Annotated in this window: 11 protein-coding genes; 7 read left to right on the forward strand and 4 right to left on the reverse strand. The window is 67.1% G+C overall.

All coding sequences use genetic code 11. The annotated features are described in order from the left end of the window. Positions 1–4 precede the first annotated feature (4 nt). Positions 5–691 (forward strand): RES family NAD+ phosphorylase, encoded by a 687-nt coding sequence (locus tag KF907_RS03865; RefSeq protein ID WP_291218369.1) that lies wholly within the window; start codon positions 5–7, stop codon positions 689–691. A 150-nt stretch (positions 692–841) separates the two neighbouring features. On the opposite strand, the gene phhA is transcribed toward KF907_RS03865, so the two are convergent. Continuing rightward, a complete protein-coding gene (gene phhA, locus KF907_RS03870; protein WP_291218371.1) occupies positions 842–1,732 on the reverse strand; it encodes a phenylalanine 4-monooxygenase in 891 nt (296 codons plus the stop codon). A 243-nt stretch (positions 1,733–1,975) separates the two neighbouring features. Further along, positions 1,976–2,827 (reverse strand): rhomboid family intramembrane serine protease, encoded by an 852-nt coding sequence (locus tag KF907_RS03875; protein ID WP_291218373.1) that lies wholly within the window; start codon positions 2,825–2,827, stop codon positions 1,976–1,978. 398 nt (positions 2,828–3,225) lie between these two features. On the opposite strand from KF907_RS03875, the gene KF907_RS03880 reads away from it, so the two are divergent. Further along, complete coding sequence (locus KF907_RS03880; protein ID WP_291218375.1) at positions 3,226–4,395, forward strand: GGDEF domain-containing protein; 1,170 nt, start codon at positions 3,226–3,228, stop codon at positions 4,393–4,395. Positions 4,396–4,480: 85 nt separating this feature from the next. Here the strand turns inward: KF907_RS03880 and KF907_RS03885 are convergent, their stop codons facing one another. Then, positions 4,481–5,428, reverse strand: a complete 948-nt coding sequence (locus tag KF907_RS03885) for a TerC family protein (protein WP_291218377.1) — start codon at positions 5,426–5,428, stop codon at positions 4,481–4,483. 375 nt (positions 5,429–5,803) lie between these two features. On the opposite strand from KF907_RS03885, the gene KF907_RS03890 reads away from it, so the two are divergent. Continuing rightward, positions 5,804–6,976, forward strand: coding sequence for a class I SAM-dependent rRNA methyltransferase (locus tag KF907_RS03890; protein WP_291218379.1), 1,173 nt, complete (start codon positions 5,804–5,806; stop codon positions 6,974–6,976). Positions 6,977–7,012: 36 nt separating this feature from the next. Here the strand turns inward: KF907_RS03890 and KF907_RS03895 are convergent, their stop codons facing one another. Further along, positions 7,013–8,890, reverse strand: a complete 1,878-nt coding sequence (locus KF907_RS03895; protein WP_291218380.1) for an aspartyl protease family protein — start codon at positions 8,888–8,890, stop codon at positions 7,013–7,015. Between the two features lie 101 nt (positions 8,891–8,991). Between KF907_RS03895 and KF907_RS03900 the strand changes: the two genes are divergently transcribed. From KF907_RS03900 to KF907_RS03915, 4 genes are all read left to right on the forward strand, one after another. Next, a complete protein-coding gene (locus KF907_RS03900; RefSeq protein WP_291218383.1) occupies positions 8,992–9,540 on the forward strand; it encodes a winged helix-turn-helix domain-containing protein in 549 nt (182 codons plus the stop codon). Between the two features lie 96 nt (positions 9,541–9,636). After that, positions 9,637–10,233 (forward strand): GTP cyclohydrolase I FolE, encoded by a 597-nt coding sequence (gene folE / locus KF907_RS03905; RefSeq protein ID WP_291218385.1) that lies wholly within the window; start codon positions 9,637–9,639, stop codon positions 10,231–10,233. 130 nt (positions 10,234–10,363) lie between these two features. Beyond that, positions 10,364–11,653: a TCR/Tet family MFS transporter gene (locus KF907_RS03910; RefSeq protein WP_291218386.1), complete on the forward strand. Its 1,290-nt coding sequence runs from the start codon at positions 10,364–10,366 to the stop codon at positions 11,651–11,653. After that, positions 11,650–12,246 (forward strand): DUF938 domain-containing protein, encoded by a 597-nt coding sequence (locus tag KF907_RS03915; protein ID WP_291218394.1) that lies wholly within the window; start codon positions 11,650–11,652, stop codon positions 12,244–12,246. Before KF907_RS03910 ends, KF907_RS03915 begins: the two co-directional genes overlap by 4 nt. The last annotated feature ends 7 nt before the right edge of the window (positions 12,247–12,253 follow it).

The following is a 12,253-nucleotide window of genomic DNA, read 5'->3' on the forward strand; positions in this document are numbered from 1 at the left end:
CGCGATGAAGCACATCCCGCCACAGAAGCGCGTCCGTTGGAGCGCGGCATCGCGCATCGTGCCGAGCCGCTTCCCACCGGTCGGCGTCTTCGACCGCATCGCCGATCCGGCCGACCTCGACGCGCTGTACGCCATCGAAGCGCTGACCGACCCACGCCTGCGCGAGCAAGTCGGCGATATCGCCAGCGTCCCCAGGGAGCGCCGCATCAGCGGTCCGGGCACGACGCCGGTCATGGCTGCGTTCACCCACCGCAACCCGGATGGCAGCCGGTTCTCGGACGGTGAGTGGGGCGTGTTCTACGCCGCGCGGCGTGTCGCCACCGCAATCGAGGAAACGATCCACCACCGCGAATGCTTCCTTCGCGCCACCGCCGAACCACCGCTCGACCTCGAAATGCGCTGCTACCGCTGCACCATCGACGGTCGCCTGCACGACGTGCGCGGCGGCTGGCCGGAACTGCACCGTCCCGACGATTACGCGCCGAGCCAGGCGCTCGCCCGCCAGTTGCGCGAAGCGGGCTCGAACGGCTTTGCCTACGACAGCGTGCGCGACCCCGGCGGCGAATGCGTGGCCCTGTTCTACCCGGACCTGGTCACCCATTGCGTGCAGGCCGAACACTTCATCTACCGCTGGAACGGCGAACGCATCGCCGCCGTGCTCGAAGTCGGCAAGGTCGTGTTGCGCGGTTAACGTGCATCCACGCGAACGCGTCACGCCTGGACAGGCCGTAGGAAACGCCGTAGGAAACGGCTTCAGCCGTGATGCCTTGGCTGTACAAGGCCGCAAAGCAAAGAGCATCACGCCTGAAGGCGTTTCCTACGCAAATCCGAATGTGCGGAGTCAAACATCGCCTTCGCCACTCCACCCTTCCCCCGTACCACGATGGAACACACGGTCGCTGTCGAGCACATCGCCGGCCGGGATCGACGCCTGACCGGCGAGGCGTTCGTAGAGCGGGGTGAAGTCGGGCAAGGTGGCTTCGATGAGTTGCTCGTAGCTGTCGATGACGAAGTAGGTCTTCTGGAAGGTGTCGATGCGGTAGCGCGTGCGCATGATGCGTTCGAGGTCGAAGCCGATGCGGTTCGGCGCCGGCGATTCCAGGCAGTGGATCGATTCGCCCTTCGAGGAGACGATGCCGGAGCCGTAGATGCGCAGGCCGTCGGCTTCGCGGATCAGGCCGAACTCGACCGTGTACCAGTACAGCCGCGTGAGGTTGACCAGCGCCTCGGCGCTGATGCCATGCGCCTTCACGCCGCCCTGGCCGTAGGCCTGCATGTAGTCGGCGAACACCGGGTTGAGCAGCAGCGGCACGTGGCCGAACAGGTCGTGGAAGAGATCGGGTTCGGCGATGTAGTCGATCTGGTCGGGGCGACGGATCCACCAGGTCACCGGGAAGCGACGGTTGGCAAGGTGGTCGAAGAAGGTGAGTTCGGGTAGCAGGCCTTCGACGCCGACGAGTTGCCAGCCGGTTGCACTCGCGAGCACGGTGTTGAGTTCCTCGTAACGCGGGATCGCGTCGGCGGACATGCCGAGCCGCTCCTGGTTGTCGATGAACTCGCGGCTGGCGCGACCTTTCAGGATCTCGCGCTGACGATGGAACAGGGTGGCCCAGGTGGCGTGGTCGTCGGACGTGTAGCTCGACCATGGCTGCTCGACGACATCCGTGGTGTAGACCGGGACGTAGCCCTTGTCGGTCTGCTGGTGTTCGACGCGGCGCGGTTCGGCGGCCATGGCGGGAAATCCGATTGTGCAGATATCCATCCTAGAAGCCTGCGCGGCCGAAGCCAACCGGGCTGCGAAGTCCACCATGCTGTCCTTTTTGACCAGCTATCGCTGTTGTAAAGCGCTTCCGCCGCTTCTTGGCCGGTAGAACCAGTGCGGGCCGGCGACGCGTCGAAGAACTGTCCTCGCGCGGCGAACTTCTCGCCTCGATTGCTCCTGCCGCGCAGGCTTCTGCGCCGATCACCCATGGCGTCAGTCGGGCGGCTCATCGCGGCGGCGCGGAAAAACCAGCACGACGCCGCGATCCTCCGACGCGGACGGCCCTTTCCACAGCACCGGAACCTCGTGCGGACGCGGCAGCTCGAGCTCGGCGTCGCTCGCGGGCTCGCTCGCTTCATCCTCGTCGTCCCAGCTGTAGCGCCGACGTGGCGGCGACGGGTCGCGCCGGCGCAGCACGATCGCGGCAAGCGCGCCGACCACGGCACCGGCCAGGTGGTACTCGAACGAGATGTGTTCCTCGCGCGGCAGCACGGTCAACAGCATGCCGCCCCAGAGGAAGAACACGACCAGAGCGATGGCGACACCGATGCGGTCGCGGCGCAGCAGGCCAGTCAGGAACAGGAAGAACATCAGGCCGTGGTTGACACCGCTCATGCCGACATGCGCCGAGTCGCGCGCGAACAACCACACGCCGGCACCGGACAGCAGCCAGATCGCCGGCAAGGCGATGCGCGAGGCGAGCGGATAGGCGTACAGCATCAGCGTGGCGAGCACGGCCAGTGGCAGCGTGTTCGACATCAGATGGGCGAACGAGGCATGCGCAAGCGGGGCGAACAGGATTCCGGCCAGGCCACCGGGCGTACGCGGCTCGACGCCCAGATCGCCCATGCGCCAGCCGAGCAGCCAGCCACCGAGCCACACCGCCCAGATACCGGCAACGAGGACCGCGGCGCCATACAGCGCATGGCGGATGCGTTCGCGGTCATGGCGGGCCGCATTCGCGGTCGGTTCGGGGGTCTGCGGCGCGAGGTCCATCGTCGACAGGTGGGGTCGGGCCAGGGTGGCGCAAGGCGGCCGGATCGACTCGGCTACCGGTCCACGCATGCACGGCCCGTCAACAACTTCCGCTGCTTGGCCTGTTCCCCGGCGCTCGATGCGCCCGCCGACCTCGATCGTCGGATCTGCACAAGGCTTTCAACCTCCTGATTCTGCTGTGGTTTATCGTCTCGTGGCGTGCGCATCGCAGGTGGCCCGAGAGTTGCACGGTGTCATCCCCAGGGATGTTCCGATCAATCCCACAACGAGGTCATCGTCCTGGCCTGGGCATGCGGGCATCGCCCGCTTGTTCCCTGCGCACCGCGAACGCGGCGCCCACGCCGGAGTCGATGTCACGAATTTTTATTACTGGCTCCGGGACGCGCATGACACGATGATGCGCCGGCGCCAGCGGATCGGTCGGCCGCCTGGGGCGCCCCACACATGGCAGGACACGCCCGAGGACGATGAACTTCGACATTCCCACCGCCATGCAGCTCGCTGCGACGATGACCCTGGTCGTCGGAGCCGGGCTGGCGTTTGCCGCCAGCGGCTACCCGCCATCGCTGCAGCGCACGATCAATCTGTGGGTGCGCGGCCTGCTGCTGCAGCCGGCCGCGTTCGTCATGTACGCGCTGCGCGACCATATCCCCGACCTGCTGTCGATCGTCGCCGCCAACACCCTGCTGATGGCCGCTTTCGCCCACCAGATGCACGCCCTGCGCAAGTTCAATGCCTGCCCCGACCGCCGCGGCATGCTCGCCATGCTCGTCGTCACCACCCTGGTCGGCACCACGCTGATGACCTGGGTCTGGCCGACCCTGGGCGGTCGAACCGTGCTCGTCTCGCTGGCCATCTTCGCGCTCGGCCTGCTTGGCGTGATCGGCATCTACAGCTCCCGCGGCACGCGCAGCCGGCCGGAGCACCTGCTGGCCGTGCTGCTCGGCATCGGCATGGCCATCATGCTGGTGCGCATCGTGTCAGCGCCGACTTCGAGCGCGCTCAGCGTCGTCACTTACTCGCCATTGCAGGGCGTGGTCTTCACCTATGCTTCGTTGATGCCAGTGCTCGCCACCGTCGCCTTCTTCCTGATGTGCGGCGATCGCCTCAATGCCGACCTCGCGCGCCTGGCCATGCTCGATCCGCTGACCGGCGTGTACAACCGACGCACGCTCGACGACCTCGGCCGCCGCGCCGTGGCCGATGCCAGGCGCGCACAGCGTCCGCTCGCCCTGCTCGCCATCGACATCGATCACTTCAAGCAGATCAACGACGACTTCGGGCACGAGGCCGGTGACCTCGCGCTGAAGGCGCTGGTCGAGCGCCTGCAGCTCGAACTGCGCGCTGGCGATCTCATCAGCCGTGTCGGTGGCGAGGAATTCGTCGTTGTCCTGCCGGGCGTCGACGAAACCGGTGCGCGCAGCCTGGCCGAACGCATCCGTTCGCGCATCGGCGAATCGACATTCGCGATCGATGGTGCACACGTGCCGCTGCGCGTGTCGATCGGCGCCGGGGCAATCAGCCCCGCCGCCGATGACTTCGACAACCTGCGCCAAGCCACCGACCGCGCGCTCTACGCAGCCAAGCGCGGCGGGCGCAACCGCGTGGTCAGCGTGTCCGCGCTCGACGCGACTTGAGGCTCCGGTCCAGCGTCGCGCCACCGCAGCGGCTTTCGCGTGCGGACGCCCCGCCCATGACCCACTCGATCGCGGGCACCCGCACTCAATCCCTGGCCGGAAACAACCGGCTGGCGACCAGCGAGCTGCCAATCAGCAGGGCGACCATGCCGAGCGAGAGGCCGATCGGAATCTTCCACACCTCGACGATGAGCATCTTGATGCCGATGAATACCAGCACCGCGGCGAGGCCGTAGTTGAGCAGGTGGAAGCGGTCGGCCATGCCGGCCAACAGGAAGAACAGCGCGCGCAGGCCGAGCACGGCGAACACGTTCGAGGTCAGCACGACGAACGGGTCGTCGGTGATGGCGAAGATCGCCGGGATCGAATCGATCGCGAAGATCACGTCGGTCACCGCAATCAGGCCCATCACCACGAACATCAGGGTGAAGTAGCGCGTTCCGTCCCGGACGATGCTCAGCCGGCCGCCCTGGAATTCGTTGACCAGGCGCAGGTGGCCACGCATCCAGCGCAGCAGCGGATTTGCCTCGAAGTCGGCTTCGTCATTCGGTGCACGCACCATCTTGATGCCGGTATAGATCAGGAAAACTCCGAAGATGTAGAGGATCCAGTGGAACCGCTGGATCAGCGCCGCACCGATCAGGATCAGGATCGCGCGCAGCACGATCGCGCCGAGGATGCCGATCATCAGTGCACGTTGCTGCAATTCTGCGCTGACGTTGAAGCGGGTGAAGATCAGCAGGAAGACGAAGATGTTGTCGACCGCGAGGGCCTTCTCGACGACGTAGCCGGTGAGGAACTGCAACGCCACTTCGTCGGCCGTCGCTCGGCCGACACTTTCGGACAACCACCACCACAGACCGAGATTGAACAGCAGCGCGAGCGCGATCCAGCACACGCTCCAGATCGCCGCCTCGCGGAACGACACCTTGTGCGCGCCGCTCGAACGCAACACGAGGAAGTCGATGACGAGGGCGACCGCGACGACCAGGCCGAAGACCAGCCAGAGCGCGGGGGATCCGATCGTGTGCATTGCCGATGCTCCGGTAACAAAGAGGGCCCGCGCGCCGGTGGCGATGCGGGCCCTCGGAATTCCGGGCATGGCTTCGCCGTAAAACGGCGAAGGTCTTGCTCGTGGACGGCGGTCGTGGCGACCCGATTCCACCTGCCGGACCGGGACCGGCGCGGCGGTCCGTATTGACGATCTCGGCAGCGGGAGAGCTACTCCCCTTCGTACTGGGCGGCGACTCTACCAGCATTCCCTGCCGGAAGTCATGGTGCCGACCGCAGCCGCGGCCTGCGCGGCTGGGCGGATGGACAGCCTGCCGGCGCCATCGCGCCCTCGCAGCGCCCACGCGCGGCGGCGCTGCCGTTGCGGGATTCATCCTGGCGTCCTTACCATGCGCGCATGAATGAATCGCTGCCCACGGTCCGGCTGCGCATCGAGCGCCGTTCGAATCATCCCTGGATCTACCAGAAGATGGTCGAGAAACCCGAACCGAAACCCAAGCCGGGCAGCATCGTCGACATCATCGACCGGGATGGCGGCTTCGCTGGCCGTGGCTTCTACAACGGTCATTCGCGCATCACCCTGCGCGTACTGACCGCCGATCGCGACGAAGCGGTCGACGAAGCTTTCTTCGCACGCCGTATCGCGACAGCGGTTGCCTTGCGTCGCGAGGTGCTCGGCCTCGATGCGGTCACCGATGCATACCGTGTGATCCATTCCGAGGGCGACGGGCTGTCCGGCCTCGTCGTCGACCGTTTTGCCGACATCCTCGTCATCGAGTTCTTCGCGGCTGGCATGTACAAGCAGCGCGAGGTGATCCGTCGCTGCCTGCTCGAGCATTTCCCCGGCAGCACGATCTACGCGTTTGCCGAGGAGCACGTTCAGAAGCAGGAGAGCTTCGACTGCGCGGCTCCGCCGACACCAGCGCCGAGCGTGATCCACGAGCACGGCGTGCGCTTCCACGCCGCGCCGGGCAGCAAGCACAAGACCGGCTTCTTCGCCGACCAGCGTGACAACCGCCTCGCCCTGGCCGCGTTCTGCAAGGACAAGCGTGTGCTCGACCTGTGCTGCAACTCGGGCGGCTTCGCGATCTACGCCAAGGCGGTCGGCGGTGCCGGCGAGGTGGTCGGCGTCGACCTCGACGAGGAGATCCTCGAGATCGCCCGGCGCAACGCGCATCTCAACAAGGTCAAGACGCGCTTCGTGCAGGCCGACATCTTCCACTGGCTGCGCGACTACGCGAACAACCGCGCCGAGAAGTTCGACGTGGTGATCCTCGATCCGGCAAAAATGACGCGCGACCGCGAGCAGGTCATTCCCGCGCTGAAGAAATACCTCGACATGAACAAGCTGGCGATGGCGGCGCTGAAACCGGGCGGCATCCTGCTGACCTGTTCCTGCACCGGCCTGGTCAGCGAGGAGCAATTCCTCGACATGCTGCGCCGCGCGGCGTTTTACGCCGGGCGCACCGTGCAGGTACTCAAGGTGAGCGGAGCCGGTGCCGACCATCCCTGGCAGGCGCACGTGCCCGAGTCACGCTATCTCAAGGCGGTGTTCTGCCGGGTGGAGTGATCCGCGTTGTGATCCGGGTTGCACCGTGCCAGCGCGTCATGGCTTGCGCGGTGGGTGCGCGGGAATGCGATCGGCCAGCACCAGCGTGCTCTGGATCATCGCCTCGCCGCGGCGGATGCCCAGCGCGAGCCGCGTGCCGACCGGCCGTTCACGCAACTGCTCGCGCCAGCCAATCAGGCCGCGTTGCATAACCGGTTCGCCGTCGATCGTCACGATGCGATCGTCGACGCGCAGCTTCGCACGCTGTGCAGCGCTCTGCGGTGCCACATCGGCAATGCGCAGGACACTGCCGTCTTTCATCAGCCAGAGTCCGCTGCGATCGAATGCATCTGCCGTCGCTGACGCGTCATCGGCCGCGAGGTACATGCGCTTGGTCGCGTAATCGAAGGCAACGGTGAAGCGCCGGAGCACGCCACCACCGAGGTTGCCCGACAGATCCGGGCTGGCGAACGCGCCCTTGTCGCCGGTGAAGAGGTCTCCTGCAACGGCCGGAATGACGAGTCCGGAGAGTTCGAGTTCGCCGAAACGTACCGGCCGGCCGCGTGATGCGCCGCCGACCCCCCAGCCAACCACGGCCTCGGGCGCGGCCTGGTAGCGGGCGACGAGGTCGTGCTCGCGCACGAACGGCGAGTGCAGGCTCAGCGAGGCACGCGAGCCGGTGTCGACGCTGAGGCGGACCTGGCGACCATCCAGACGGCCATGCACGATCGGGATGCGCTCGGCCAATTCGAACGGCATGGCGCGCGCGCCGACCGGCGGCACGAAGCGGGCCGGTTCGGCGAGCACGAGCTCGCGTTTCGCATAGTCGATCGTCACGCCGAAGCGACGGAACATCTCGTAGCCGACCAAGCCGTCGAACTCGACACCTTCGACTGCCGGGATGTCGCCGAGGTCCATGATGTAGAACGTCGGTCGCTCGAGGACGGCGCCACCGAGGCGCACTTCGCGCGCATTGGCGAGGGCCAGGTCCACCGCTTCCTCGCCAACGCCGCGACCGGCCAGCTGGCCACTCGCCGCGAGCCCAAACTTGCGTGCGGTCGCGGGCGTCAGCAGGTTGGCGCCGCCGGTATCGACGAGGAAACGCGCCGGCATGCCGTCGATGGAACCCTCCGCATAGATATGGTTGTTGACCAGATCGAACGGAATGCGCGTGATCCCGCCGGCGTCGACGATGCGTGCGCGCGCATCCATCTCCGGTACGGCGAAATCGGCGTCGCTTACGCTGACGCCCACCGTGTAGCGCTCGAAGTGCGCCTCGGTGCGCATGCGTTGGTCGCGTCGACCAGCCCCGTCGATTAAATCGGTGACGGCGCGGAAGGGCAGGCGCAGACCTTCGACCTCGCGCCAGTCGGACATGTCACTGACCGCGGTGAAGGCCTCCTGCTTCTGTTCCGTGCGCACCAGCAGATTGCTGTCGGCGTCAAACCACAGCGTCACCGGATCGCCACCCTCGGGCGTGGCAATCATGCTCCAGTAGCGCTGATCACCTTCCTGCCTAGCCACCGGGGCGGTGTAGTTCGCGCGCCCACGATCCGGATACCAGTAGGCGCGCGCGTCGAGCCAGGCCTGGGTCCGCGCGCGCCGCAATGCTTCGGGTGCATCGAGCACGGCGATCTCGCCGCCGGGGTCCTGGCGCCAGACGCGAATGCCATCATGGCCCTCGGCACCCCCGACCGGACCGAGCACGTAGTGCGTCACCGCACGCCGACGCTCCAGGTCGGACCGACTGGTGAAACGGCCCTCGAGACCGCCGGCGATGATGCGGCCTTCAGCAGCCAACGTGGTCACCGCATCCCAGCGCTCGCCGCCGCTGGCCGCCTTCGAGCGCGCCAGCAAGGCGCCTGCATCGTCCGCCGCCATCGCCATGCCTGGCAACAACACGGCCAGCGCGAACATGATCAACCTCGATTTCATCGCTGCTGCTCCCCCGGATTGTGGCTCCGGGCCATGTATTGAATAATTACGCCGAATTTCAATATGGGCAAGCCCAACTTATGGCACGGAACGACCACCACGTGAGTGACACCGCAACGATCCGCCTGCTCGCCTCGCCGGCTCGCCAGGAGATCGTCGATACGCTGGAAGCGCTCGGTGGCGAGGCCTCAGTCGCCGAGCTGGCCGCCGAACTGGGCCGGCCCGCGGACAGCCTCTACTACCACCTGCGCCTGCTCGTGCGCGGGCGAGTTGTCGACGAAATCGCCGGAAACGGTGACGGTCGCCGCTATCGGTCCCGGGCACGGACGCGCACGCGGCTTGCCTACAAACCGGGAGCAACCGCGAACGCGGTTGCGGTGGAGCGTGTCGCGGGCTCGCTGTTGCGGATTGCCGGGCGCGATTTTGCCGCCGCGATCGCGCGGCGGGATGTCGTCGTCGATGGCGCCCTGCGCGAACTGTGGGCCTCGCGCCTGAAGGGTTGGGTAGGCGACGCCGAACTGGCCGAGATCAACCGCCTGCTCGAACGCCTGGCCGCACTCCTGCATGGCCGGCGCAGTGCGCGACGCCACCGTCTCGTCTCGCTGGCCTGGGTGCTCGCGCCGCTGCGCGAGCGCACGCGCAGCGGATGAGCACGGCCGCCCAGTCTTGCCACGCATGCGGTCGGCGGCGGACGCGCGGTAGACTCGCGGCCCGGCGCGCATCCATCGATGCGCGGGAGCCTGCCGATGAAGCCACGCCGCAAACGTCCCACGGTCACGCGCGAAGTCGCCGAGGAGGCCGTGCGCACACTCCTGCGCTGGGCCGGCGAGGATCCAGCACGCGAGGGCTTGCTCGACACGCCGAAACGTGTCGTCGAGGCCTATGGTGACTGGTTTTCCGGCTACCTCGTCGATCCGGCGGCCTACCTGCGCCGCACCTTCGAGGAGGTCGCCGGCTACGACGAGATGATCGTGCTGCGCGATATCGAGTTCGAATCGTACTGCGAACATCACATGGCGCCGATCATCGGCCGCGCGCACATCGGCTATCTGCCGACCGACAAGGTCGTCGGCATCAGCAAGCTGGCACGGGTCGTCGACGGCTTCGCCCGACGCTTCCAGGTGCAGGAGAAGCTCACCGCACAGATTGCCCACTGTATCGACGACGTACTGAAGCCGCGCGGTGTCGGCGTCGTCATCGACGCCGTGCACCAGTGCATGACCACGCGCGGCGTGCACAAGCGTGGCGTGTCGATGGTGACCAGCCAGATGCTCGGTGCCTTCCGCGAAGACGCGAGGACACGCGCGGAGTTCCTCCGCTTCGTCGATGCGCGGCGTGGTTGAAACAGCACATGGAACGGATGACGCTCGATCGCGACTCGGTTGACTCTCCGGGCTCCGATTCCCCATTCCCCATTGCCGGCGCGCCGATCGTGTATCGTCCGCGCGCTGCCGAAAGCTTCCGATATCGCCGATGACCGCCGAACATCCCGTCACCCCGGTGCGCCGCGCCGCGGTGATCTTCATCTTCGTCACGGTCATGCTCGACATGCTCGCGTTCGGGATCATCATTCCGGTGTTCCCGCACTTGGTGCAGGCGATGACCGGCGGCGACATCGCCAACGCGGCGCGCTGGACCGGCATCATGGGCGCGCTGTTCGGCCTCATGCAGTTCGTGTTCTCGCCGGTGCAGGGCGCACTGTCGGACCGCTTCGGCCGGCGCCCGGTGATCCTCGGCTCGAACTTCGCGCTCGGCATCGATTTCGTGTTGATGGCGCTCGCGCAGACGCTGCCGATCCTGTTCATCGGCCGCATCATCTCGGGCATCGCCAGCGCGAGCTTCTCGACCGCGAACGCCTACATCGCCGACGTCACGCCGAAGGAAAAGCGCGCGGCTGCGTTCGGCACCATGGGCGCTGCGTTCGGCATCGGCTTCATCGTCGGCCCGGCGCTCGGTGGCTTCCTTGGCGACATATCGGTGCGCCTGCCGTTCTGGGTCGCTGCCGGCCTTGCGCTCGCCAACTTCCTCTACGGATGGTTCATCCTGCCCGAGTCGCTGCCACCGGAGCGGCGCAGTGAGCGCTTCGAGCTGCGCCAGGCCAATCCACTCGGTTCACTGCGCATGCTCAGGCGCCATCCGCAGGTGTTCGGCCTGGCCATCGTGTTCTTTCTGGTCAGCCTGGCCCAGTTCTCGCTGAACTCGACCTTCGTGCTGTATGCCGACTACCGCTACGGCTGGGGCGCGCGTGAAGTTGGCTACACGCTCGGCCTGGTCGGCATATGCAGTGCGCTCGTGCAGGCGGGCCTCGTGCGTCGCGTCGTGCCCGCGTTCGGCGAGCGCCGCGTCATGCTCGCCGGCCTGGCCTGCGGCGCCACCGGTTTCTCGACGCTCGCCTTCGCGAGCTGGTGGCCGGTGTTCCTGCTCGGCATCCCGTTTCTGGCCCTGTCCGGGCTCGGCGGACCGACCGTGCAGGCCATCGTCACGCGCCAGATCGATCCGCGCGAACAGGGGCGTCTGCAGGGAGCGATGACCAGCCTCGCCAGTCTCGCCACGGTGTTCGGACCGTTCCTGTTCACCCAGGTGTTCGCGCATTTCATCAGTCCCGGCGCAGCGATCCACCTGCCCGGCGCAGCCTTCCTGCTCTCGGCCTTGCTCGTCGCCGGCGGCTTCGCCCTCGGCTGGGGCGCAACGGCACACCTGCGCGCCACACCGGCGGCCGACACCGTCGTTTCGCCCGACGCCGCCGAAGCGCCTCCCCCATGAGCGCGAAGCCGTTCGCCGCCGCCTGCGAACGCAACCGTGAACCGATCCTCGGCGTGCTGCGCGAGGCCTATGCCGGGCGTCGCCATGTGCTCGAGATCGGCAGCGGCACCGGCCAGCACGCCGTGCACTTCGCCGCGGCGATGCCCTGGCTGAGCTGGCAGACCTCGGAGCGTGCGGAAAACCTTGCCGGCATCCGCGCCTGGCTCGATGACGCCGCGCTGGCGAACACGCCGGCGCCGCTCGAACTCGATGTCGCCGCGGGCCCGTGGCCTTCGTCGCGCTTCGACGCCGTGTTCAGCGCGAACACCCTGCACATCATGGCCTGGCCCGAGGTCGAAGCGCTGTTCGCACACTTGCCGGACGTCACCGCAGCCGGCGCGGTGCTGGCCATCTACGGTCCGTTCAACCTCGACGGTCGCTACACCAGCGACAGCAATGCCGCCTTCGATGCGCATCTGAAACAACGCTCGCCACACATGGGCCTGCGCGACCTCGCCGATGTCGATGCGCTGGCCGAGCGCGCCGGCTTCGGGCGCGTCGCCGACCATGCCCTGCCGGCGAACAACCGCTGCGTGCTCTGGCGGCGACGCTGAAGCAAGC

Source organism: Dokdonella sp. (genome assembly GCF_019634775.1).
GTDB lineage: Bacteria > Pseudomonadota > Gammaproteobacteria > Xanthomonadales > Rhodanobacteraceae > Dokdonella.